Here is a 23,722-nt window from a genome sequence, read left to right on the forward strand (position 1 = left end):
CGGCTCACAGCCAGCCGTTGCGCTTCAGCGTGCGGTGGATGCCCAGACACAGGGCCACCGTGACCCCCATGATCACCGGGTAGCCGTACTTCCAGTGCAGCTCGGGCATGTGGTCGAAGTTCATGCCGTACACCCCGCACACCATCGTCGGTACGGCGATGATGGCCGCCCAGGCGGTGATCTTGCGCATGTCCTCGTTCTGCGCGACGGACGCCTGCGCCAGGTTCGCCTGGAGGATGGAGTTGAGCAGCTCGTCGAAGCCCATGACCTGCTCCTGGACCCGAGCGAGGTGGTCGGCCACGTCCCGGAAGTACTTCTGGATGTCCGGGTCGATCAGCCGCATCGGCCGCTCGCTCAGCAGCTGCATGGGCCGCAGCAGGGGAGCCACCGCCCGCTTGAACTCCAGCACCTCACGCTTGAGCTGGTAGATCCGCGCCGAGTCCACACCCCGCGAGACGCCACCCTTGCGGCCCGGTGAGAAGACCTCGGTCTCCACCTCGTCGATGTCGTCCTGAACAGCGTCGGCGACCGCGATGTAGCCGTCCACCACATGGTCTGCGATGGCGTGCAGCACCGCAGAGGGGCCCTTCGCGAGCAGCTCGGGGTCGTCCTGCAGGCGGTGCCGCAGCGCCCTGAGCGATCCCTGGCCGCCGTGCCGGACGGTGATGAAGAAGTCCCGTCCGGTGAAGCACATGACCTCGCCGGTCTCGACGACCTCGCTGTTGGCGGTGAGCCGGTCGTGCTCGACGTAGTGGATGGTCTTGAAGACGGTGAACAGCGAATCGTCGTAACGCTCCAGCTTCGGCCGCTGGTGCGCCTGCACCGCGTCCTCCACGGCCAGCGGGTGCAGCCCGAACTCGCTCGCGATACCGGCGAACTCCGCCTCGGTCGGCTCGTGCAGGCCGATCCAGACGAACCCGCCGTCACGGCGCACCAGCCGCATCGCCTCGTGCGGGGTCAGCGGCTTGCCGTGCTCCACGCGGGCGCCGTCGCGGTAGACGGCGCAGTCGACGACGGCCGAGGGCGTCGCGGGATCGCGCGTGGTGTCGTACGGGGCGCCGGTGTCCTTGCGCAGCGAGACGCGGGACGACGGGCGGACCACGGCACGCAGGTCGCGGATCATCGACATGGGCAGGCTCCTTCGCGGGCAGGCAGCGAAAGCGCGCGGCAACGGGTGGAACTACCCGGAATGGGGACGTCCTGACTGCGGATGTTTGGTACGTCCACAAAGCGGGGAGCACCGCATCGTCGCGGTGGCGACTTCGCTACTGATGCAGAACTGATGGAGATCAGGCAGATCAGGCAGAGCGAGACGAAGTGCTCTTCCGAACGACGAAGCGAACGTGAGGCGGCAGCCAGCCGGAAACTACATCAGCAGCCGGAAGAGCGAGTGGTACTACCAGGTCGACTTCGATCCATGACAGCCCCACCTCCTCCGGCCGGTCCCTCGTAAGGGAGTGTCGTCGGCGCCGGGACTCGATAGCGACGCTTCTGCGTGCTGCCCCGAACCACCGGCTCAGAGTACCAGCCGCCCATACTGTCAAGGCGCCGCTTTGCCCGCTGCTGACGAGTTCTATGCTCACCGCATGGTTGATGTTCTTCCTCTGGTCGAGGCTCGGTTGAACACCGCGCTGGGCGAACCGGACGCGCGCGCCGCGGTCACCTTCCTCGGCACGGACCGCATCGAGGTGCTCCGCTTCCGGCAGGCAGACGTCGTCCGGTACGCCACCCTCGGCATGTCCGACCGCCCCATGACGGACCCGACGGCGGTGCTCGCCGACCCGGTCCAGGGGCCGCGCGCCGAGCTGGTCCTGTCCGTCCGCGCGGGCGTCGCCGACACCGACAAGGTGCTCCGGCCGCTCGCCGTCCTCGCCGCGTCGCCCCAGGTGGAGGGTCTCGTGGTGACGCCCGGAGCCTCCTTGGACGTCGGCGGCCCGCTGTGGCCCGGCGCCCCCTTCACCTCGGTGCTGGTGGGCGAGCCCGGCGGGCTGGTGGAGGATCTGGAGCTGGACGCCCCGCTGGATCCCGTACGGTTCCTGCCGTTGCTGCCGATGACCCCGAACGAGGCCGCCTGGAAGCGGGTGCACGGCGCCCAGGCCCTCCAGGAGCGCTGGCTGGCGAACGGGACGGATCTGCGGGATCCCACCCGCACAGCCGTCCCGCTCGACTGACCCGGCGGTGACCGATCTCACCAACGCCTGGCCCGGAAGGGTCAGTTGGCGAACACGGTGACGCCGTCCTCGGTGGCGTGCGCCGTCTGAAGCTCCTCGGCCTCGTGGGTGAGCGCCTTGCGCCGTACGGCGACCACCACCGCGCCCAGCGCCGCGGTGACCGCCGCGACCACGAACGGGATGTGGACGTCGGTCCACTCCTCGATCTTCGGCGCGAAGTACGGTGCCGCGGCGGCGGCGAACCAGCGGACGAAGTTGTAGCCCGCGCTCGCCACCGGGCGCGGCGCGTCCGAGACGCCGAGGGCCAGCTCGGTGTAGACGGTGTTGTTCACGCCGATGAAGGCGCCGGACAGGACCGTGCAGACGACGGCCGCGGTGTGGTCGCCGTAGCCGAGCACGAGCACGTCCACGGCGAGCAGCACCAGGGAGCCGCCGAGCACCTGCAGCGAGCCGAACCGGGCCTGCAGGCGCGGGGCCACGATCACCGAGAAGACGGCGAGCAGCAGACCCCAGGCGAAGAACACCGCGCCCGAGCGGTACGGCGTCATGTCCAGCACGAACGGGGTGAAGGCCAGCACGGTGAAGAACGTGTAGTTGTAGAAGAACGCCGAGACCGCCGCCGAGGCCAGGCCGCCGTGGCCGAGTGCCTTGAGCGGGTCCAGGATCGACGTCTTCCGCGCGGGCCTCGGCTGCTCCTTCAGGAACGCCGTGATGCACAGGAAGCCGATCGCCATCAGGCTGGCGGTGCCGAAGAACGGGTAGCGCCAGCTGGCGTTGCCGAGGACCGCTCCGAGCAGCGGGCCGCAGGCCATTCCGAGGCCGAGTGCGGACTCGTACAGCAGGATCGCAGCCGCGCTGCCGCCGGCCGCGGCGCCGACGATCACCGCGAGGGCGGTGGAGACGAACAGCGCGTTGCCGAGCCCCCAGCCGGCCCGGAACCCGACCAGCTCACCGACCGAGCCGGACGTGCCGGCCAGGCCCGCGAAGACGACCACCAGGGCGAGGCCGAGCAGCAGGGTCCTGCGGCCGCCGACGCGGCTGGAGACGAAGCCGGTCAGCAGCATGGCGACCGCGGTGATCAGGAAGTACGAGGTGAAGAGCAGGGACACCTGGCTGGTGGTGGCGTGCAGGCCCTGCGCGATGGACGGCAGGATCGGGTCGACCAGGCCGATGCCCATGAAGGCGACGACGGAGGCGCCGGCCGTGGCCCAGACCGCCTTGGGCTGTCGCAGGATGCCTCCGGCTCCCGCGTCGAGGGGGTCCATGTGCTTCTCCCGTTCCGGGGTAGGTAGTTGGTGTATGCACACAGTAAGTTAGCGCGACTAATTAATGCAAGCTACATCTAATTTCGGCTGGTCAGGTGTTCCCCCCGGACGGGTGATCGTCCTTGACGTGGCGCGGCAGGGGTAGGAGCGTGGAGCCCTATGAGGGGCGAACCCAGTTGCCCGAGGTGCGGTGGCCGGGTCAGGGCTCCCGGTCTCTTCGCCGATGCGTGGCAGTGCGACGTGCACGGGACCGTGTATCCGCTGCAGCCCGTGATCCCGCCCAGCGTCGAGGCGCTCAACGTGGTGGTGCACCGCACGCAGGTGCCCGTGTGGATGCCGTGGCCGCTGCCGGTCGGGTGGCTGTTCACCGGCGTGACCTATGCGGGCGACGACCGCAGCGGCGGCCGCGCGACCGCCGTGGCCTGTTCGGGCCCCGGTCCGCTCGGTGGCCCGGGCGAGCTGATCCTGATCGCCGAGGAACTCGGTGTCGGGCTGGGCGCGCGGTACGCGGGCATCGACGGCCCGGACCCGGGGTCGTACATGAACGTCGAGAAGCCGCCGCAGGCCAAGGTCCTGGCCGCCGGCCGCCCGACCCCGCTCTGGCACGTGTACCGCGTCCCCGACGACCGCGCCGTCTTCGCCGGTGAGGCGCTCGGGATGTGGCTGTGGGCGGTGATGTGGCCCGAGCAGGCGGGGCTGCTCATGTACGACGAGCTGGTGCTGACGGACCTGCGGGACGCGGGAGCGGAGCTGGACCTGGTGCCGTGCGGGGCGCTGTCACCGCGCCTGCTCCGGCCCTAGCGACCGCGGAGTCGTAGGGGGCGCTCCCCGGGCGCGGGTGTGACAGGACGGGTCGAAATCCCGGCTATCCTTGGGTGTCCCCTTCCGTAGCGTCCTCGTCTGGAGTCACCGTGCGCATCGATCTGCACTGTCACTCCACGGCCTCCGACGGTACGGACACCCCGGCCGAGCTGGTGCGCAACGCCGGCGCCGCCGGACTGGACGTCGTCGCGCTGACCGACCACGACACCACCCGTGGGTACGCCGAGGCGATGGCCGCGCTGCCCGAAGGGCTCACCCTGGTCACCGGCGCCGAGCTGTCGTGCCGTGTCGACGGCATCTCCATGCACATGCTCGCCTACCTCTTCGACCCCGCGGAGCCCGCCCTGCTCGCCGAGCGCGAGCTGGTCCGGGACGACCGGGTGCCGCGGGCGCAGGGCATGGTCGCCAAGCTGAACGCGCTGGGTGTGCCGGTCACCTGGGAACAGGTCGAGCGGATCGCCGCCGGTGGCTCCGTGGGGCGTCCGCATGTCGCCTCCGCGCTGGTCGAGCTGGACGTCGTCCCGACCGTGGGCGACGCGTTCACCGAGCAGTGGCTGGCCGACGGCGGCCGGGCCTACACGCCGAAGCACGAGACCGATCCCTTCGAGGCGATCCGGCTGGTCAAGGGCGCGGGCGGCGTGACCGTCTTCGCGCACCCGGCCGCGGCCAAGCGCGGCCGTACGGTCCCCGAGTCCGCGATCGCCGAGATGGCCGCGGCGGGTCTCGACGGCATCGAGGTCGACCACATGGACCACGACCCGGACGCCCGGGCCCGGCTGCGCGGTCTCGCGAAGGAACTGGGCCTTCTGGTCACGGGCTCCTCGGACTACCACGGCAGCCGCAAGTCCGTGGCGCTGGGCGCGTACACGACCGACCCCGAGGTGTACGGCGAGATCACGCGGCGGTCGACCGGCGCGTTCCCCGTCCCGGGGGCCGGCGGAGTCTGACGGTCGGCCTCCGGCGTCCGCCGGCCGAGCGACTCATCCCAGCCCTCCTCCCACCCTTCCTCCCGCACGTCCGCCGTGCGCCCGCGCCCGCTCTGCCGGGCGGGGCGGCGCCGGTGGTGGCTCCGTCCTGCAAGGCTCACCATGTTCGACATCGCCGTCTTCGGCTCTCTGTTCCTGACCCTCTTCGTCATCATGGATCCCCCCGGGATCACCCCGATCTTCCTCGCCCTGACCGCCGGACGCCCGGCCAAGGTGCAGAAGCGGATGGCCTTCCAGGCCGTCTGCGTGGCGGGCGGGGTCATCGCCGTCTTCGGCGTCCTGGGCCATCAGATCCTGAACTACCTGCACGTCTCCGTCCCGGCGCTGATGATCGCGGGCGGTCTGCTGCTCCTGCTGATCGCGCTGGACCTGCTCACCGGCAAGACCGACGAGCCGAAGCAGACCAAGGACGTGAACGTGGCGCTCGTGCCGCTGGGCATGCCGCTGCTGGCGGGTCCCGGCGCCATCGTGTCCGTGATCCTGGCCGTCCAGAAGGCCGGCAGTGTCGCCACACAGGTCTCGGTGTGGTCCGCGATCCTCGCGATCCACGTCGTGCTGTGGCTGGTGATGCGCTACTCGCTGCTGATCATCCGGGTCATCAAGGACGGCGGTGTCGTCCTCGTGACGCGGCTCGCGGGCATGATGCTCTCCGCGATCGCCGTGCAGCAGATCATCAACGGGGTCACTCAGGTGATCCGGGGGAGCTGAGCACGTCGTCTCGGCTCCCCCGGAAAGCTTGAGTGGCGTATCCCCGTTATGAGGCCGGGGTCTCGGCCGGGCGGATCCACAGGCGCTGCCCGATGGCGGCGGCCTGCTGAACGATCCGATTGACGGAGGCGGCGTCCACGACGGTGCTGTCAACGGTGGAGCCGTCGACCTCGTCGAGTCGCATGATTTCGAAGCGCATGGGCTTCTCCCTTCGTCTGGTCATCCTCCTGCGGAGAACTACTTGAGGTGCACCGGATATGTATCCCGTGTCGTACGTAGTCAACGTGCTGCTTGTTACGAACATTCCCTACGCTAAGGAAATTTTTCGAACGGCTAATTACTGACCGGTAAGCGGCATGTGGCGGACTGACCGGGAGCGGTTGTGTTCGCAGCGTGACCGACGGGACAATGGTGCCGATGAACGACGACCTGGCCCGCCTCGGCGCCCACATCGACCGCACGAACGAGCTGCTGGAACGCATGCTCGCCGAGGTGGCGAAGACGCCCTCGACCCACGCGATCTTCGTCGACGCGGGCTACCTCTACGCAGCCGCGGGCCGGCTCGTCGCCGGCACCGAGGACCGCCGGGCCTTCGACCTCGACGCCGAGGGCCTGATCGACGCGCTGATCGACAAGGCCCGCTCGATCTTCGCGGACAGCCGCCTGCTGCGCGTCTACTGGTACGACGGCGCCCGCCGCCGCATCCACACCGCCGAGCAGCAGTCCATCGCGGAACTCCCCGACGTCAAGGTCCGCCTCGGCAACCTCAACGCCAACAACCAGCAGAAGGGCGTCGACTCCCTCATCCGCTCCGACCTGGAGTCCCTCGCCCGGCACCGCGCGATCAGCGACGCGGCCCTGCTCGGGGGTGACGAGGACCTGGTCTCGGCGGTCGAGGCGGCCCAAGGGTACGGCGCCCGCGTCCACCTGTGGGGCATCGAGGCTCCCGACGGCCGCAACCAGGCCGAGCCGCTGCTCTGGGAGGTCGACAGCCAGCGCACCTTCGACCTGGAGTTCTTCAAGCCGTACGTCAGCCGGCGCACGGCCGCCGCCTACGAGGCCACCACCGGCACCCGCCCCAGCCGCGACGACGTCCGCTTCGTCGGCGCCCAGATCGCGGCGAAGTGGCTGGCCTCCCGGGGCCGCGAGGCACTCGTCGAACTGCTCCCCGGTCACCCCTACCTACCCGGCTCCGTCGACCAGGACCTGCTGGTCGAGGCCGAGGGCCTGCTGCAGTACTCGCTGCGTGGCCAGGCTGACCTGCGCCGCTCCCTGAGGGACGGCTTCTGGGACCACCTGCAGGCGCAGTACTAGGCCGGCCCGCTCACGGGTCGGGCACCGGGACGGCCGGCCGGGCTGTCGGCGCCGTGGTCCGGGATGTGGTCGCCGGCCCGGCCGGTCACGGCCCGGCCGGTCACGGCCCGGCCGGTCACGTCCCTGCCGTGCCGTCGTCCCAGAAGCCGGCGAGCGCGCGGGCCGTGGCGAGCGGGCGGTCGGTGTTGGGGGAATGCTCGGCACCTTCGACGACGGTCCGCCGTGCCTTCAGCCGGAGCGCCATGTCGTCGAGCAGGGGGAGCGGCCAGGTGTCGTCCAGGGAGCCCGACAGGACGTGGAACGGCAGCGGTACGGCGGCCAGTTCGGCGACCCGGTCCGGTTCCGTGCACAACTGGCGTCCGGTGGCCAGGAGCTGAGCGGGCTTGGTGAGCAGCCAGCGGCGCCGTAGATCGTCCCGGGCGTCCAGCCCGCCGTCGAGCGAGGGCGTGTCGGTCTCCTCTGGCGTCTCCATCGCCTGGATCGCGTCCCACACCTCGGGCATGCCCATCACCGCGAGAGCGTCCCGCAGCAGCTTCACCCGCTCCTGCTGGGACGCCGAGATCTGCGCCGGACCGGAGGACATGAGGGTGAGCGACCGGAAGGGCGCGTGGTCGATGAGCACCGCCGCGCGTGAGATCTGGCCGCCGAGGGAGTGCCCCAGCAGATGCACCGGCTGCCCGACCGCCTCCGCCTGCGCGAGCACGTCCCGTGCCAACTCCTCCTGCGTGTAGGCGGATTCGTCGTCCGGGGGGCCGTCCGACTCGTACTGTCCCCGCCCGTCCACCGCCACGGTCCGGTAACCGCGTTCCGCGAGCGGCAGGTGCAGCGGGTTGAAGTCCTCCTTGCTCCCGGTGAACCCGGGCAGCAGCAGCGCGGTGCCCCTTGGCTCGACCCCGGCGGCCACGGGAGCATCGACGACGGCGAACTCACCGCGGGCCGTGCGCAACGAGTACGCACGGGCACCGGGGGGCGGGACGAAGGTGGCGGGCCTGCTCATGGAGAGAGGTTATCGGGGGCGCGGGGAGGGGGCTGAGCGAGGCCGGAGCAGGGACGGGCGCCGAAGATGGGGGTGGGGCGCACTGACGGACGCGGGGAGGTGGGGATGCGGGGCGCGGGTGGGACGCCGGGGTGCGGCGGGACGCGCCGGGGGCGCGGGTGCCACGTCGGGTGCGGCGGCGGGTGTGCGAAACGCCGGTGGCCCGGTCCACGGGAAGTGAACCGGGCCACCGGCGTGTGACGGTGCCGCCCCTGCGGGGCCGCGGGGTCAGGCCTCGGGGGCCTCCACGGCCGCCGCGGTCTTCCGCACCCGGCGACGGGGCTTGACCTCCGGCTCCTCGGTCGCCTGCGCCGGAATCTCCGGAGCGGACGCCGCCGCGACGGCCTTGCGCGTCCGCCGCGCCTTCGGAGCGGCCGGCTCGGTCCCGTCGACCGCCTCCACCGCGGCTGCGGCGGTCTTGCGGGTGCGGCGGGGCTTGGCCTCGGTCGCTTCGGCGGTGTCCAGCATGGTCTCCGCCGTCGCCGCGGCCTTGCGGGTGCGGCGGGGCTTGGTCGCCGGGGCGGCTTCGGCCTCGGGGGCGTCGGCTGCCGGGGCGGCTGCGGCGGTCTTGCGGGTGCGGCGGGGCTTGGCCTCGGTGGCCTCGGCGGTGTCCAGCGCGGCCTCGGCGGTCGCGGTGGTCTTGCGCGTGCGGCGGGGCTTGGCCTCGGTCGCTTCGGCGGTGTCCAGCGCGGTCTCCGCCGTCGCCGCGGCCTTGCGGGTGCGGCGCGGCTTGGTCGCCGGGGTGGCTTCCTCGGTGACCGTGGCCGGGGCCTCGATCACCGTGGCCGGGGCCTCGGTCTCGGCGATCGGCTCCGCCGCCTTGCGGCTGCGGCGGCGCGGCTTGGCCTCAGTGGCCTCCGCCGTGTCCAGCGCGGCCTCCGCCGTGTCCAGCGCGGTCTCCGCCGTCGCCGCGGCCTTGCGGGTGCGGCGCGGCTTGGTCGCCGGGGTGGCTTCCTCGGTGACCGTGGCCGGGGCCTCGATCACCGTGGCCGGGGCCTCGGTCTCGGTGACCGGCTCCGCCGCCTTGCGGGTGCGGCGGCGCGGCTTGGCCTCGGTGGCCTCCGCCGTGTCCAGCGCGGCCGGAGCGGCAGCGGCCGCGGGCTCGGTCGCCGGGGCGTCGGCCGCCACGACCGGCTCGGTGGCCAGGCGCTCCGCGGACTTGCGGGTACGGCGGCGACGCGGCTTCTCCGAGGTCTCCGGCGCTGCCGGACCCTCGACACCCTCGACACCCTCGACCGTGGCCACCGTCTCGACGGCGGCCTCGGCCGCCTCGGCGATCACGGGTGACGCGGAGGCCGACACGGCCTCCGCCGGCGCTCCGCCGCGCATGCGGCGACGACGGCGCGGGGTACGCGTCGCCTGCGACTCCTCGGTGCCGGACTCGGTTGCCGGTGCCGGTGCCGGCGTCGTCGTGGCGGCGGCGGTGTCGAGCGGGGCGCCGCTTCGGGTGCGGCGGCGACGGCGCGGCGGACCGGCCGGACGCTCGCGGTCGGCGGACTCGGTACGGCCCGCGCGGTCACCCCGGCCCGTACGGTCACCCCGGTCGGAACGGTCACCGCGGTCGGGGCGGCCGCCTCGACCGCGCGCACCGCGGCCACCGGTCTCGCCCAGGTCCTCCAGCTCCTCCGCGCCCAGGCCGGCACGGGTGCGCTCCGAGCGCGGCAGGGTGCCCTTGGTGCCGGCGGGGATGCCGAGGTCCGAGAACAGGTGCGGGGAGCTCGAATACGTCTCCACCGGGTCGTTGAAGTCCAGCTCCAGCGCCTTGTTGATCAGCTGCCAGCGCGGGATGTCGTCCCAGTCGACGAACGTGATCGCCGTACCCTTGTTGCCCGCGCGGCCGGTACGGCCGACCCGGTGCAGGTACGTCTTCTCGTCCTCGGGGGACTGGTAGTTGATGACGTGGGTCACGCCCTCGACGTCGATACCGCGCGCGGCGACGTCGGTGCAGACGAGGACGTCGACCTTGCCGTTGCGGAAGGCGCGCAGCGCCTGCTCGCGGGCGCCCTGGCCGAGGTCGCCGTGGACCGCGCCGGAGGCGAAACCGCGGCGCTCCAGCTGCTCGGCGATGTCGGCGGCCGTGCGCTTGGTCCGGCAGAAGATCATCGCCAGTCCGCGGCCGTCGGCCTGCAGGATGCGGGAGACCATCTCCGGCTTGTCCATGTTGTGCGCGCGGTAGACGAACTGCTTGATGTTCGCGACCGTGACGCCCTCGTCGTCCGGCGCGGTGGCGCGGATGTGCGTCGGGCGGGACATGTAGCGGCGCGCCAGGCCGATGACGGCACCCGGCATGGTGGCCGAGAACAGCATGGTCTGCCGCTTGACCGGCAGCATGTTGATGATCTTCTCGACGTCGGGCAGGAAGCCCAGGTCGAGCATCTCGTCGGCCTCGTCGAGCACCAGGCACTTGACGTGCTTCAGGTCCAGCTTCTTCTGGCCCGCGAGGTCCAGCAGCCGGCCCGGGGTGCCGACGATCACGTCGACACCCTTCTTCAGGGCCTCGACCTGGGGCTCGTAGGCGCGGCCGCCGTAGATCGCCAGCACGCGTACGTTGCGGGCCTTGCCGGCCGTCAGCAGGTCGTTGGTGACCTGCGTGCACAGCTCGCGCGTGGGTACGACGACGAGCGCCTGCGGGGCGTCGGTGAGGGCGTCGGGGGTGGCGCGTCCGGCCTCGACGTCGGCGGGGACGGTGACGCGCTCCAGGAGCGGGAGGCCGAAGCCCAGCGTCTTGCCGGTGCCGGTCTTGGCCTGGCCGATGACGTCCGTGCCGGAAAGGGCGACGGGGAGCGTCATCTCCTGGATGGGGAAGGGGTTGATGATGCCGACGGCTTCCAGTGCCTCGGCCGTCTCGGGAAGGATTCCGAGATCTCGAAACGTCGTAGTCAGGGTTATGCCTCTTCTGTGTGGCGCGGTGCGAGGCGAGCGCGGGGGTCTTTGAGAGACCGTGCCGGGACGTCGGCTGCCGTACGGGCGAACCACTCGGGCCGGCCGTAAAGCACGGGACCTCTGCCGACGCTCTAGCGCTCGTACCGCTGAGGGTGTCCCTCCGGTCGTCGTACGGAACGAATCGCACGATCGGGGAGGGCTGTCGGGTCGGAGCCGATCGGGCCACCGACCGGGCATCCTCATGCGTGCACCCCGCCGGAACACGTCGAACACCGTCGACGCACTCAGCAGGCGCATTACCACCATACCCCGGAATCGCGCACATGTGATGGCCGAATCGGTCACGTCGTCGGGGTCACAGTGGTTGACCAGGGGCTTCCGAGGGGCGGCGAGCGGGCTATTGTGCGCCTCATGACTAGCTCTGACAAGCCTGAGAACGCGTCCGCCGCCTCTGCCGAACCGACCGGTGTCGCCGCCCAGGACTGGGCGCGGGCGTCCGCCGAACCGCAGTACCGCGCCGCTGTCGTGGACCTGCTCGGAGCACTCGCGTACGGGGAGCTGGCCGCGTTCGAGCGCCTGGCGGAGGACGCGAAGCTGGCTCCCACGCTCGGGGACAAGGCGGAGCTGGCGAAGATGGCCTCGGCGGAGTTCCACCACTTCGAGCGGCTGCGGGACCGGCTGACCGAGATCGGCGAGGAGCCTACGGCCGCCATGGACCCGTTCGTCGCCGCGCTCGACGGCTTCCACCGGCAGACGGCGCCCTCCGACTGGCTGGAGGGCCTGGTCAAGGCGTACGTCGGCGACTCGATCGCGAGTGACTTCTACCGGGAGGTCGCCGCACGTCTGGACGCCGACACCCGCGAGCTGGTGCTCGCCGTGCTCGACGACACCGGGCACGCCGAATTCGCGGTGGAGAAGGTGCGGGCGGCGATCGACGCGGACCCGCGCGTGGGCGGCCGGCTGGCGCTGTGGGCACGGCGGCTGATGGGCGAGGCACTGTCGCAGTCCCAGCGGGTCGTGGCCGACCGGGACGCGCTGTCCACGATGCTCGTGGGCGGGGTCGCCGACGGGTTCGATCTCGCGGAGGTCGGCAAGATGTTCTCGCGGATCACCGAGGCGCACACCAAGCGGATGGCCGCGCTGGGCCTGGCCGCGTAGCGCTGCGCCGGGCTTGGCCGTTGGCGTGCCGGGTGCCGGGTGCCGGGTGCCGGGTGCCGGGTGCCGGGTGCCGGGTGCCGGGTGCCGGGTGCCGGGCCTCGTGCGGGCGCGGGTGCGTGGTGGCTTCGTCGTGGTTGCTCGCGCGGTTCCCCGCGCCCCTTCCGGGGCGTGGCCCCCGCGCCTCTTCGGTGCCGCGCGGGCTACGCCGTCGCTGATCGGCGGAGGCGGCGGCGGGCGGGGCGCAGGAGCAGGGAGAGGGACGCCGCGGAGACGATCGCGGCGCCCAGGATGCTCGGCAGGGCGCTACCGGGGCCCAGGGCGCTGTGGGTGACGAAGTCGCCGAACAGGGCTCCGGCGAGGCCCGTGGAGTACACCAGCGGGCGGGCCGGCAACCGGTGCGGCAGACGGTGGGCCGCCGCCCACGCCAGCACGAGACCGAGCACAGCGGCGCCGAGTGCTTCCAGGATCATCGCGAGGTCCCTCCCACGGCCGGTCTGGCCTTGTCGGTCGTAGCCCGTCATACCCGTGACCTGCGGATTGCAATCATCCGCTGTGGAGAAGTTGTGCTCCATCCGTGCGTGGCCCCGCAAGCGGAAGGGCCCGGCGGCACGCGGCCGCCGGGCCCTTCTCACGACTTCGGCCTACAGCGTGCCGAAACCGACCTTGCGCACGGTCGGCTCGCCGATCTCCACGTATGCCAGGCGTTCCGTCGGCACCAGGACCTTGCGGCCCTTCTCGTCCTGGAGGCTCAGCAGCTGCGTCTTGCCGGACAGGGCCTCGGACACCAGACGCTCGACCTCCTCGACGCTCTGACCGCTCTCCAGAACGATCTCGCGGGGCGCGTGCTGCACGCCGATCTTGACCTCCACGGCTATGTCCCTCCGACGGTCAGTGATGTGCGCGATCTTCCGCGCCGTACGCAGCACACATTAGCCCGGTGAGGGGACGCGCACGCCGTGGGCCGGAACGCCGTCAGCGAACAGCGGCCGCGGACGAACGGCCGTCAGTGGTGTTCGCTGCCGTGCAACGGGAAACCGGCGATGCCCCGCCAGGCCAGCGAGGTCAGCAGCTGGACCGCCTGATCGCGCGGGACGCTGCGGTCGCTGTGCAGCCAGGAACGGGCCACGACCTGGGCCAGGCCGCCGAGGCCGGAGGCGAGCAGCATCGACTCCGCACGGGACAGGCCCGTGTCCTCGGCGATGACGTCGCAGATCGCCTCGGCGCACTCGGTGGTCACCTTGTCGACGCGCTCGCGCACCGCCGGCTCGTTCGTCAGGTCCGACTCGAAGACCAGCCGGAAGGCGCCGCCGTCGTCCTCGACGTACGCGAAGTAGGCGTCCATCGTCGCCCGCACGCGCTGCTTGTTGTCGGTCGTCGAGGCGAGTGCGCTGCGCACCGACTGGATCAGAGACTCGCAGTGCTGGTCCAGCAGGGCGAGGTAGAGGTCGAGCTTGCCGGGAAAGTGCTGGTAGAGCACCGGCTTGCTGACGCCTGCCCGCTCGGCGATGTCGTCCATCGCCGCAGCGTGGTAGCCCTGAGCGACGAAGACCTCCTGGGCGGCTCCCAGCAGCTGGTTCCGTCGGGCTCGGCGTGGCAGACGCGTGCCACGCGGGCGTGCTGCCTCTGTTTGCTCGATGGCTGTCACGCCGCCTCCCAAAGTCGTCCACATGCGGTGTCGACCGCGCGGCCATCGTACTTTTCGGTAACCCCGGTGTGCGCGGTGCGAGCGCAGAATTTCACGTACCGGACGGCCGCGAAAGCCGCGGAGCGGTCCTCGCGCCGCCGGCCGCCGCCGGAACCGTCCCGCGAGGTCAGCGGTAGTCGTCCTCGTCCAGCGAGACGACGCGCGCCTGTTCGACCAGGTCGGCGACGTTCGCGCGGTCCGGGTCCACCCCCGTCAGGGGGTCGTCACGATCGGGGGCGACGTCCGCGTGCTGCTCGGCGGCGTCCGCCTCGGGGGCCTCGACGTCGATGTCCTGGGCCGCGTCGGCCGCCAGGTCCTCGACCGCGTCGGGCTCGGTGGGGTCATAGGCCATGGTGGGGCTCCCTTCCTACGAACGTCCCTGAAGCAGCAGGGGCCACACGCGGGTGCCCTCTGTACGAGCCTAGGAGACGGCTGATCCGGACGCCATGCCATTCGTCCGTTCGCTGTCCGGTTCACCAGTTGCTCGCGGTTCACACGCCGTCCGGCTCACTCGGCGCGTCCGATCCGGGCGTCGCCGTCTGCGCGCGGCGCCGGCCTGCGGAGCGCCTGTGACGGCGAACACACGAATCTTGACGTGATCACCTCGTAACATTGCCCGCATGTCTTCGACCGAATCACCGTCCGTGTCGGCCGCCAGTGTGCTTCCCAGGGTGGCGCCCGTCCGGGTCGGTGAGGGCGAGCGGCTGCGGTCCGTCGGCCTTCCCGGGGTCACCCTGTCGATCCGGTCCCGGCCCCCCGCGCGCGAGGGCCTGCCGCCCGCGCTGTACGTCCACGGGCTCGGCGGTTCCTCGCAGAACTGGTCGGCGCTGATGGCCGAACTGGACGGCGTCGTCGACGGTGAGGCCGTCGACCTGCCGGGCTTCGGCGACTCCCCGCCACCGGACGACGGCGACTACTCCGTCACCGGGCACGCGCGTGCGGTGATCCGCTGTCTCGACGCGTCCGAGCGCGGCCCGGTCCACCTCTTCGGCAACTCGCTCGGCGGCGCGGTCGCCACGCGCGTGGCCGCCGTACGCCCCGACCTCGTCCGCACGCTCACGCTCGTCTCGCCCGCGCTGCCCGAACTGCGCATCCAGCGCTCGGCGGTGCCGACGGGACTGCTCGGTGTGCCCGGTGTCGCCGCCCTGTTCACCCGGTTCACGCAGGAGTGGACGGCCGAGCAGCGGGTGCGCGGCGTCACGGCGCTCTGCTACGGCGATCCCGGACGGGTGTCGCCGGAGGCGTTCGAGTACGCCGTCGAGGAGCTGGAACGGCGGCTGCAGCTCCCGTACTTCTGGGACGCGATGACGCGTTCCGCGCGCGGGATCGTCAACGCGTACACGCTCGGCGGCCAGCACGGGCTGTGGCGCCAGGCGGAACGCGTCCTCGCGCCGACCCTGCTCGTCTACGGCGGCCGCGACCAGCTGGTCGGCTTCCGGATGGCCCGCAAGGCCGCCCGCGCCTTCCGCGACTCCCGGCTGCTGACCCTGCCGGACGCCGGGCACGTGGCGATGATGGAGTACCCGGAGGTGGTGGCCGGCGCGTTCCGGGAACTGCTGGCGGAGGCCGGCGACGCGAGCGGGCGCGACGAGGCCCGACGTACGCCCGCTGGGGCCAGGGGCCCGGGCCCGCGCGGCGCCGCCGCGGACGCCACCGCCACGGGCGCGGGGAGCTGAGGGCCGGGGTGGGACGTCACAGCCGCCGCGGACCGGCTCCGAAGGACGACTCCGCGGACATAACCGCACGCCAGGCCCGGCAGCGCGGCGCTCGCTCCGGCGACCGCCCGGACACGCCGGGCCGGAACGGTGGACCGGCGACCGCGTCGCCACGCCCGGAAGGCGCCGCCCCGGACACTCCGAGGGCCTCGCGAGTTCCCGGCGCTCCGGGTGTTCCGGCCGCTCCGGCCACTTCGCGCCCTTCGCAGGCGGCGTACCCGGGTGCGCCGAGGCTCCCGGACGGCACGCCCGCGCGTGGCGTGCCGCTCGTCGACGGCACGCCCACTCGTGGCGTGCCCCGTGCCCAGGACGGCACGCCCGCGCACGGTCTGCCCCGTCTTCCCGACGCCGGTGCCGCCCGTGGCGGGCATCCCGAGCAGCGTGAGGCGGGCGGCGGCTGGGGGGCGTTCGGCGGGCCGGCCGACGCCGGTGCGGGGACGGGTGTGACGCTTCCCCGGCAGCGGCGGGCGGGACCGGACGGCGGTCCGGGACCGCGGCCCGGCCCCCGGCAGGAGTACCTGGAGGCCTTCGGCACCACGAACGGCGGCAACGCGAACACCTCGAACAGCGCGAACAGCGCGGACACCGAGGACACCGGGAGCGCCGGCGTCCCCGCACCCCGTCCGGGACGGGTGCGCCGGGCCGAGGAGTCGCCGGACGCCGAACGGAGGGACGGCGCTCTCGCGGCGGACGGCGCCGGCGCCCCCGCACAGCGCGGGGGCGGCAAGGGGCGGGCCTTCGCCGGTATCGCGGCGGCTGCCGTCACCACCGTGCTCGCCGTGGTCGTCGCCGGGCAGGTGGCCGACGGCCGGGGCGGCGACGCCGCGCAGGCACAGTCCGACGCCGGCGCCGGTCAGGCCCAGGGCGCGCACGCGCCGGGAGTGGCACCCTCCGTCTCGCCGGGCGCGGTGACGCTGACGTACGGGCAGAAGATGGGCAAGACGTACCCGCTCGGCGCCGAGTTGAAGGGCTCCGGGAAGTTCGACGCGGTGCCCGGTTTCGACAAGGCCCCCGGCAAGGGGCAGAAGTACCGGTATCGGGTGGACGTCGAGCAGGGGCTGCGACTGGACGGGGCGCTGTTCGCCGAGGCCGTGCAGAAGACCCTGAACGACGACCGCAGCTGGAGCCACGACGGCGCCCGTACCTTCGAGCGCGTCTCCTCCGGCAAGCCCGACTTCGTGATCACGCTGGCCAGCCCCGGGACCACCGCCACGTGGTGCGCCAAGTCCGACCTGGACACCACGGAGGACAACGTCTCCTGCGACTCGGCCGCCACCGAGCGCGTGATGATCAACGCCTACCGATGGGCTCAGGGCAGCGAGACGTACGGGGACAAGATCTACCCGTACCGGCAGATGCTCATCAACCACGAGGTCGGTCACCGGCTCGGCCACGGTCACGTGTCGTGCCAGAAGGACGGTGAGCTGGCTCCGGTCATGCAGCAGCAGACCAAGTTCCTCGACCACGACGGAGTCCACTGCCTGCCCAACCCGTGGCCCTATCCCCGGAGTTGACCGGCGCCGCTCATGTCACATTGACACGACTCGCAAGTTCGTTCATATTTCTGCCCATGTGGTCCCGTCACGCCGTCTCCGACAGCGCCGCCATCGAGCTGGCGCTCATCGGCGTGACCTCGATCTGCGTGGCCGACATTCTCTGTCGCTGACGCCGCCTTCCGGCGTACGCGTCGCGACCTTCTTCCCCCTTCGTCCGTGGCCTTGCCGCGGACGCTTCGACGACCCGGCGCCGGGGCCGACGTCTGTCCGCAGCCGTCTCACTCCTCGTCCATGTGTCTCACTTTTCGAGAAGTCTCGATCAGTTCCCCGAGAGGTCGTCATTCCGATGCGTCAATCGTCCGTCACAGCGCGCCGCGTGGCAGCGGCATCCGTCAGCCTGATCGTGGCAGCGGGCGCCGCCGCCTGCGGTCCGAAGGACAACGATGCCAAGGGGTCCGGTGGCGCCTCCGCGCCCCGAAAGGGCGGCACGCTCACGGTGCTGAACTCCGAGCCGCAGACCGATTTCGACCCGGCCCGCCTCTACACCTCCGGCGGAGGGAACGTCCCGTCGCTCGTCTTCCGCACCCTCACCACCCGCAACCGCGAGAACGGCGAGGCCGGCGCCGAGGTCGTCCCGGACCTCGCCACCGACACGGGGCGGCCCGGCAAGAACGCCACCGTGTGGACGTACACCCTGAAGAAGGGCCTTGCGTACGAGGACGGCACCCCGATCACCTCGGCCGACGTCAAGTACGGCATCGAGCGCTCCTTCGCCCCCGAACTCTCCGGAGGCGCGCCGTACTTGAGGGACTGGCTGGTCGGCGCCGCCGACTACCAGGGTCCGTACAAGGACAAGAAGGGGCTGTCCGCGATCGAGACGCCGGACGCCCGGACCATCGTCTTCCACCTGAACAAGCCCGAGGGCGAGTTCCCGTACCTCGCCACCCAGACGCAGTTCGCGCCCGTTCCCAAGAGCAAGGACACGGGCACCGAGTACGAGACCCACCCGGTCTCGTCCGGGCCGTACAAGGTCGTCAGGAACGAGAACGACGGCGAGCACCTGGTCCTGGAGCGCAACCCGCACTGGTCGGCCGCCACCGACGCCGAGCGCAAGGCCTACCCGGACACCATCGACGTCCGCTCCGGCCTCGACTCCTCGGTGATCAACCAGCGGCTGTCCGCGTCCCAGGGAGCGGACGCCGCCGCGGTCACCACGGACACCAACCTCGGCCCCGCCGAGCTGGCCAAGGTCACCGACGACAAGAAGCTGGCCGCGCGCGTGGGCACCGGCCACTTCGGCTACACCGACTACCTCGCGTTCAACCCGAGCGTGAAGCCGTTCGACGACCCCCGGGTCCGGCAGGCGATCGCCTACGCCATCGACCGGTCCTCGGTGGTGAACGCGGCCGGCGGCAGCGCGCTCGCCGAGCCCGCCACCACCTTCCTGCCCGACCAGAAGTCCTTCGGCCACACGCCCTACGACCCGTTCCCGGCGGGCGGCTCCGGCAACGCGGCCAAGGCCAGGGAACTGCTCGCCCGCGCGGGCCACGAGAACGGGCTCGGCATCACGCTGACCCACTCCAACAACAAGGACTTCGAGACCAGCCCCGAGATCGCCACCGCCGTCCAGGACGCGCTCAAGAAGGCCGGCATCACGGTCAAGCTGCAGGGCCTCGAGGACAACGACTACCGGGACAAGATCCACAATGTGAAGACCGAGCCCGGCTTCTTCCTCGCCCACTGGGGCGCCGACTGGCCCTCCGGCGGCCCCTTCCTCGCCCCGATCTTCGACGGCCGGCAGATCGTCAGGGACGGAGCCAACTTCAACACCGGTCTGCTGAACGACAAGTCGGTCAACGCCGAGATCGACGCGATCAACAAGTTGACCGACCTCGACGCGGCCGCCGGCCGGTGGGGTGCACTGGACCGGAAGATCGGCGAGCGGGCCCTCGTCGTGCCGCTGTTCCACCCCGTCTACAAGCGCCTGTACGGCTCGGACGTGAAGAACGTCGTCATCAGCGACTGGACCGGCGTCCTGGACGTCTCCCAGGTCTCGGTGAAGTGACGCCGTGAGCGAGGTACTCGTCACCGTCGGGACCACCGGGACGGACACCTCCGTCCCGGCGGTCTCGGGGGCACCACAGTTCCGGCGGCGGCTGCGGGCGCAGCGTGCCGCCCTGGTCGCCGCGGCCGTCGTCGCGCTGCTCGTCCTGACCGCGCTCGCCGCGCCGCTGCTCACCGCCCTGGAGGGCCAGGACCCCACCACCTACCACCCCTCCCTGATCGACTCCGCGCGCGGAGGCGTGCCCGTCGGTTCCCTCGGCGGCATCGGTGCCGAGCACTGGCTGGGCGTGGAACCCCAGACCGGCCGCGACATGTTCGCCCGGCTCGTCTACGGGGCCCGGGTGTCGCTGGGGGTCTCGCTGGGCGCCGCGGTGGTGCAGGTGGTCCTCGGCGTCCTCATGGGCGTGGCCGCGGGCCTCGGCAACCGCTGGGTCGACCTGGTGCTGAGCCGGATCACCGACATCTTCATCGCGATGCCGCTGATGATCACCGCTCTCGCGCTGCTCGCCGTCGTCCCGAACGGCTTCCCGCGCCCGGTGCTCGTCGCCGCCGTCATCGCCCTGGTCTCCGGCTGGAGCATGACGGCGAAGATGGTGCGCGCCCAGACCCTCACCCTGCGCGGCCTGGACTACGTCTCCGCGGCCCGGCTCAGCGGCTGGAGCACCTGGCGGATCGCCCTGCGCGAGCTGCTCCCGGGCCTCGCCGCACCGGTCATCACGTACGCCGCGCTGCTGGTCCCGATGAACATCAGCGCCGAGGCGGCCCTGTCCTTCCTCGGAGTCGGCGTGCAGCCGCCCACCCCCTCCTGGGGACAGATGCTCACCTCGGCGGACGTCTGGTACCAGGCGGCGCCGCAGTATCTGCTGCTGCCCGCCGGCGCCCTCTTCGTGACCGTGCTGGCGATGACCGTCCTCGGCGACGGCGTCCGCGTCGCGCTCGACCCGCGCGCGGCGTCCCGCCTGCGCATCGGCACCGGCCGCCGACGTGAGGCCCGGTCGAGGACGGCGGTCCCCGGTGCCGGGACGGCCGTACCGAGTGCCGGGACGGACCCGACGGCCGGGACGGCGGACCCGACGGCGGGGACGGCCGTAACGGAGAAGGAGGGGCGGCCGTGAACGGCTTCACCGGATTCGTCCTGCGCCGCGTCGTCGGCGCGGTCGTCACCCTGTTCGCCCTCTCGGTGATCATCTACGTCGTCTTCTACGTCACCCCCGGCAACGTCGCCCAGATCACCTGCGGACCGCGCTGCTCGCCGGCCCAGGTGCACCAGGTCGCCGAGCAACTCCACCTCGACGACCCGCTGTACGTCCGCTACTGGCACTTCCTGCAGGGTCTCCTCGTAGGCCAGGACTTCTCCACGGGAACATCCGTGGAGCACTGCTCGGCGCCCTGCCTCGGGCAGTCGTACCGGACCGGCCAGCAGGTCACCGACATCATCCTGGCCAAGCTCCCGGTGAGCTTCTCGCTGGTGATCGGCGCCATGGTGATCTGGCTGCTGCTGGGTGTCGGCACCGGCGTGCTGTCCGCATGGCGGCGCGGCCGGCTCACCGAGCGCGTCCTGACCGCGGTCACCCTGGCGGGCGTCGCCACCCCCGTCTTCGTCATCGGCCTCATCCTGATGATCGTCGTCTGCGGCGAACTGCAGCTGCTGCCCTTCCCGCAGTACGTGAACTTCACCGACGACCCCGAGCAGTGGGCCTGGAACCTGCTGCTGCCCTGGCTCTCCCTGGCCCTCGTCGAGGCCGCCAACTTCGCCCGGCTGACCCGGGCGTCGATGCTGGAGACGCTGGCCGAGGACCACATCCGCACCTTCCGTGCGTACGGCGTCGGCGAGGGCGCGCTGATCGCCCGGCACGCGCTGCGGGGCGCGACGGCGTCCGTCATCGCGCTCAACGCGGTGACCTTCGGCTCGGCCGTCGGCGGTGCCGTCCTGACCGAGACCCTCTTCGGCCTGCCCGGCATCGGCCAGGAGCTGGTGCACGCCGTGAAGGTGGTGGACCTCCCGGTGGTCGTCGGGATGGTGCTGGTCACCGGCTTCTTCGTGGTCCTGGCCAACGCCCTCGCTGACGTGCTGTACGCGGTGGCCGACCGACGGGTGGTACTCGCATGAGCCTGGTGGAAGTCACGGACCTGACCGTCGAGTTCGGCGCCCTGCGCGCCGTGGACGGTCTCTCCTTCAGCCTGGCGAAGGGCGCCGCCCTGGCCCTCGTCGGCGAGTCCGGCTCCGGCAAGTCCACGGTCGCGGGCGCCCTGCTGGGCCTGCACCGGGGCACCGGAGCCCGGGTGGCCGGCTCGGTCCGCGTCGCCGGCACCGACGTCCAGGAGGCCTCCGACGAGGAACTGCGGCGGCTGCGGGGCGCGAAGGCCGCCATGGTCTTCCAGGACCCGCTGTCCTCGCTCGACCCGTACTACGCGGTCGGCGACCAGATCGCCGAGGTCCATCGCGTCCACGCGCGCGTGTCGCGCCGCGCCGCACGCGCGCGTGCCGTCGAGGTGCTGGACAGGGTGGGGATTCCGGACGCGCGACGGCGGTCCCGGTCCCGCCCGCACGAATTCAGCGGAGGCATGCGCCAGCGCGCCCTCATCGCCATGGCCCTCGCCTGCGAACCGGAGCTGCTGGTCGCCGACGAGCCGACCACGGCTCTCGACGTCACCGTCCAGGCCCAGATCCTCGACCTGTTGCACACCCTGCGCGAGGAGACCGGCATGGGCCTGCTGCTCGTCACCCACGACGTGGGCGTCGCCGCCGAGAGCGTGGACGACGTTCTCGTCATGCGGCACGGCGCCGCCGTCGAGCACGGTCCCGTCGGCGCGGTCCTGGCCGCGCCCGCACGGGCGTACACCCGTGAACTCCTCGACGCGGTCCCGCGCGTGGACGCGCCCCGCGCCGGCTCCCGGGCCCCGGGGGAGGTCGTGCTCGAAGCGGGCGGCCTGCGCCGCGAGTTCGGGCGCGGCAAGCGGACCCTCGCCGCCGTGGACGACGTCTCGCTGACCGTCCGCCGTGGCGAGACCCTCGGCGTGGTCGGGGAGAGCGGCAGCGGCAAGACGACGCTAGGCCGCATGCTGGTCGGGCTCCTGGAGCCGACGGCGGGCGAGATCCGCTACGCGGGGCGCCCGCTCACCGGCGTGGACCCGGCCGTCCAGATGGTCTTCCAGGACCCCGTCTCCTCCCTCAACCCCCGCCGCAGCGTGGGCGAGTCGATCGCCGACCCGCTCCGCGCCCGGGGCGAGCGCGACGAGGGGCGCATCCGGGAGCGGGTGACCGCACTGTTGGAGCGCGTGGGGCTCGAAAGGGCGCACTACGACCGCTATCCGCACGAGTTCAGCGGCGGCCAGCGCCAGCGCATCGGCATCGCCCGGGCACTCGCCGCCGAGCCGCGCGTCATCGTCTGCGACGAACCCGTCTCCGCGCTCGACGTCACCACCCAGGCCCATGTGGTCGCCCTGCTCGGCGAACTGCAGCGGGAACTCGGTCTCGCGCTGGTCTTCATCGCCCACGACCTGGCGGTCGTCCGCCAGGTCAGCGACCGGGTCGCGGTGCTGCGCCGGGGCCGGCTCGTGGAGTACGGACCGGCCAACGAGGTGTACGACAGCCCACGCGAGGCGTACACCAGGCAGCTGCTGGCCGCCGTCCCCGCGCTCGACCCGGAATCCGCGGCGCGGCGGCGCGCGGCCCGGCGTGAACCCGCCGTGGCGTAACGTTTCGCGGTCGAATGATCACCGTCTGGTCTCTTAGCGCGGTGGAACGCCGTCCGCACGCGAAAGTTACGACCGTTCACCCCTTTTGGTGGCGCGATGGACAACCGTCCGTCGCGCCACCGCCTTGTCCGCTTACCTTCGTCCCGCTGCGAGCCGTCGGGACAACGGCGGCCATTCAAACGGGAGATCGGGGGTGCACACGTGCGCATCGGTTTGCTTACGGAGGGTGGCTACCCGTTTGTGAGCGGTGACGCCGGACGCTGGTGCGACCGGCTCGTGCGCGGGCTCTCGCAGCACGAGTTCGACATCTACGCGCTCAGCCGCAGCCGGCGTCAGGAGGACGAGGGCCGGGTCCCCCTGCCGCCGCAGGTCGCCCGGGTGCGTACCGCGCCGCTGTGGACGGCCGACGACGACGGGGTCACCTACGGACGGCGCACGCGCCGGCGCTTCGCCGAGTACTACGCGGAACTGGTCGGAGCGGTGTGCGCCGGAGCCGGCCCCGGCACCGACGCGGGGGCCTCGGGGTCTGTGGGATCCTCCCGGCCTTCTGGGGCTTCCGAGGCCTCCGGGTCTTCCGGGTCCCCGGGAGCCTCGGCATCTGCTGGATTCCCGGCATTCTTGGGATCCTTGGGATCCTTGGGATCCTTGGGATCCTTGGGATCCTTGGGATCCTTGGGATCCTTGGGATCCTTGGGATCCTTGGGATCCTTGGGATCCTTGG

The 23,722-nt window shown here is 71.9% G+C and carries 23 protein-coding genes; 14 read left to right on the forward strand and 9 right to left on the reverse strand.

Translation table 11 applies throughout. The features are described from left to right. Positions 1-4 precede the first annotated feature (4 nt). A complete protein-coding gene (locus tag ACGFT2_RS13175; protein ID WP_393277081.1) occupies positions 5-1,129 on the reverse strand; it encodes a magnesium and cobalt transport protein CorA in 1,125 nt (374 codons plus the stop codon). Positions 1,130-1,586: 457 nt separating this feature from the next. Here ACGFT2_RS13175 and ACGFT2_RS13180 point away from each other — a divergent pair, with 457 nt between their 5' ends. Beyond that, entirely contained in the window at positions 1,587-2,171 is a 585-nt protein-coding gene (locus tag ACGFT2_RS13180; RefSeq protein WP_393277084.1) for a suppressor of fused domain protein, read from the forward strand. 41 nt (positions 2,172-2,212) lie between these two features. Here the strand turns inward: ACGFT2_RS13180 and ACGFT2_RS13185 are convergent, their stop codons facing one another. After that, on the reverse strand, positions 2,213-3,436 hold the full coding sequence (locus tag ACGFT2_RS13185; RefSeq protein ID WP_393277087.1) for an MFS transporter: 1,224 nt from the start codon (positions 3,434-3,436) through the stop codon (positions 2,213-2,215). A gap of 159 nt (positions 3,437-3,595) precedes the next feature. Between ACGFT2_RS13185 and ACGFT2_RS13190 the strand changes: the two genes are divergently transcribed. The 3 genes from ACGFT2_RS13190 (at position 3,596) to ACGFT2_RS13200 (ending at position 5,952) form a co-directional block, all read left to right on the forward strand. Further along, positions 3,596-4,237, forward strand: coding sequence for a DUF6758 family protein (locus ACGFT2_RS13190; protein ID WP_393277090.1), 642 nt, complete (start codon positions 3,596-3,598; stop codon positions 4,235-4,237). A 110-nt stretch (positions 4,238-4,347) separates the two neighbouring features. Continuing rightward, entirely contained in the window at positions 4,348-5,205 is an 858-nt protein-coding gene (locus ACGFT2_RS13195; protein ID WP_393277093.1) for a PHP domain-containing protein, read from the forward strand. A 141-nt stretch (positions 5,206-5,346) separates the two neighbouring features. Continuing rightward, complete coding sequence (locus ACGFT2_RS13200; RefSeq protein WP_356825843.1) at positions 5,347-5,952, forward strand: MarC family protein; 606 nt, start codon at positions 5,347-5,349, stop codon at positions 5,950-5,952. 46 nt (positions 5,953-5,998) lie between these two features. On the opposite strand, the gene ACGFT2_RS13205 is transcribed toward ACGFT2_RS13200, so the two are convergent. After that, complete coding sequence (locus tag ACGFT2_RS13205; RefSeq protein WP_165955544.1) at positions 5,999-6,151, reverse strand: hypothetical protein; 153 nt, start codon at positions 6,149-6,151, stop codon at positions 5,999-6,001. Positions 6,152-6,369: 218 nt separating this feature from the next. Between ACGFT2_RS13205 and ACGFT2_RS13210 the strand changes: the two genes are divergently transcribed. Continuing rightward, on the forward strand, positions 6,370-7,266 hold the full coding sequence (locus ACGFT2_RS13210; RefSeq protein WP_393277096.1) for an NYN domain-containing protein: 897 nt from the start codon (positions 6,370-6,372) through the stop codon (positions 7,264-7,266). 115 nt (positions 7,267-7,381) lie between these two features. Here ACGFT2_RS13210 and ACGFT2_RS13215 read toward each other — a convergent pair whose 3' ends face one another. Further along, positions 7,382-8,263: an alpha/beta fold hydrolase gene (locus tag ACGFT2_RS13215; RefSeq protein WP_393277099.1), complete on the reverse strand. Its 882-nt coding sequence runs from the start codon at positions 8,261-8,263 to the stop codon at positions 7,382-7,384. Positions 8,264-8,530: 267 nt separating this feature from the next. Beyond that, the gene (locus tag ACGFT2_RS13220; RefSeq protein WP_393277102.1) at positions 8,531-11,092 is read right to left on the reverse strand and encodes a DEAD/DEAH box helicase; all 2,562 of its coding nucleotides are present in this window, start codon (positions 11,090-11,092) and stop codon (positions 8,531-8,533) included. Positions 11,093-11,596: 504 nt separating this feature from the next. Here ACGFT2_RS13220 and ACGFT2_RS13225 point away from each other — a divergent pair. Further along, positions 11,597-12,343, forward strand: coding sequence for a ferritin-like fold-containing protein (locus ACGFT2_RS13225; RefSeq protein ID WP_393277104.1), 747 nt, complete (start codon positions 11,597-11,599; stop codon positions 12,341-12,343). Positions 12,344-12,543: 200 nt separating this feature from the next. On the opposite strand, the gene ACGFT2_RS13230 is transcribed toward ACGFT2_RS13225, so the two are convergent. The 4 genes from ACGFT2_RS13230 to ACGFT2_RS13245 all read right to left on the reverse strand — a co-directional run bounded on the left by ACGFT2_RS13230 (position 12,544) and on the right by ACGFT2_RS13245 (position 14,379). Then, positions 12,544-12,813 carry a hypothetical protein gene (locus ACGFT2_RS13230; RefSeq protein ID WP_393277107.1) on the reverse strand — a complete coding sequence of 90 codons (270 nt, stop codon included), beginning with the start codon at positions 12,811-12,813 and terminating at the stop codon, positions 12,544-12,546. A 171-nt stretch (positions 12,814-12,984) separates the two neighbouring features. Further along, positions 12,985-13,212: a DUF3107 domain-containing protein gene (locus ACGFT2_RS13235; protein ID WP_393277110.1), complete on the reverse strand. Its 228-nt coding sequence runs from the start codon at positions 13,210-13,212 to the stop codon at positions 12,985-12,987. A 134-nt stretch (positions 13,213-13,346) separates the two neighbouring features. Further along, positions 13,347-13,988, reverse strand: a complete 642-nt coding sequence (locus tag ACGFT2_RS13240; RefSeq protein WP_393277113.1) for a TetR/AcrR family transcriptional regulator — start codon at positions 13,986-13,988, stop codon at positions 13,347-13,349. A 166-nt stretch (positions 13,989-14,154) separates the two neighbouring features. Next, the gene (locus tag ACGFT2_RS13245; RefSeq protein WP_393277116.1) at positions 14,155-14,379 is read right to left on the reverse strand and encodes a hypothetical protein; all 225 of its coding nucleotides are present in this window, start codon (positions 14,377-14,379) and stop codon (positions 14,155-14,157) included. Between the two features lie 268 nt (positions 14,380-14,647). On the opposite strand from ACGFT2_RS13245, the gene ACGFT2_RS13250 reads away from it, so the two are divergent. The 8 genes from ACGFT2_RS13250 to ACGFT2_RS13285 form a co-directional block, all read left to right on the forward strand. Next, positions 14,648-15,703 (forward strand): alpha/beta fold hydrolase, encoded by a 1,056-nt coding sequence (locus tag ACGFT2_RS13250; protein ID WP_393277119.1) that lies wholly within the window; start codon positions 14,648-14,650, stop codon positions 15,701-15,703. 8 nt (positions 15,704-15,711) lie between these two features. Then, positions 15,712-17,256 carry a DUF3152 domain-containing protein gene (locus tag ACGFT2_RS13255; protein ID WP_393277122.1) on the forward strand — a complete coding sequence of 515 codons (1,545 nt, stop codon included), beginning with the start codon at positions 15,712-15,714 and terminating at the stop codon, positions 17,254-17,256. Positions 17,257-17,312: 56 nt separating this feature from the next. After that, a complete protein-coding gene (locus ACGFT2_RS13260; protein ID WP_393277125.1) occupies positions 17,313-17,408 on the forward strand; it encodes an Ms4533A family Cys-rich leader peptide in 96 nt (31 codons plus the stop codon). 176 nt (positions 17,409-17,584) lie between these two features. Next, positions 17,585-19,303 (forward strand): ABC transporter substrate-binding protein, encoded by a 1,719-nt coding sequence (locus tag ACGFT2_RS13265; protein ID WP_393277128.1) that lies wholly within the window; start codon positions 17,585-17,587, stop codon positions 19,301-19,303. Positions 19,304-19,307: 4 nt separating this feature from the next. Then, entirely contained in the window at positions 19,308-20,417 is a 1,110-nt protein-coding gene (locus tag ACGFT2_RS13270) for an ABC transporter permease (protein WP_393277131.1), read from the forward strand. Then, a complete protein-coding gene (locus ACGFT2_RS13275) occupies positions 20,414-21,412 on the forward strand; it encodes an ABC transporter permease (protein WP_393277134.1) in 999 nt (332 codons plus the stop codon). Before ACGFT2_RS13270 ends, ACGFT2_RS13275 begins: the two co-directional genes overlap by 4 nt. Then, the gene (locus ACGFT2_RS13280; RefSeq protein ID WP_393277137.1) at positions 21,409-23,001 is read left to right on the forward strand and encodes a dipeptide ABC transporter ATP-binding protein; all 1,593 of its coding nucleotides are present in this window, start codon (positions 21,409-21,411) and stop codon (positions 22,999-23,001) included. The genes ACGFT2_RS13275 and ACGFT2_RS13280 overlap by 4 nt, the downstream gene beginning before the upstream one ends. A 240-nt stretch (positions 23,002-23,241) precedes the next feature. Next, positions 23,242-23,722: DUF3492 domain-containing protein (locus ACGFT2_RS13285; RefSeq protein WP_393277684.1), on the forward strand; the 481-nt coding region annotated here is incomplete at its 3' end.

The organism is Streptomyces sp. NPDC048514, from assembly GCF_043199955.1.
GTDB lineage: Bacteria > Actinomycetota > Actinomycetes > Streptomycetales > Streptomycetaceae > Streptomyces.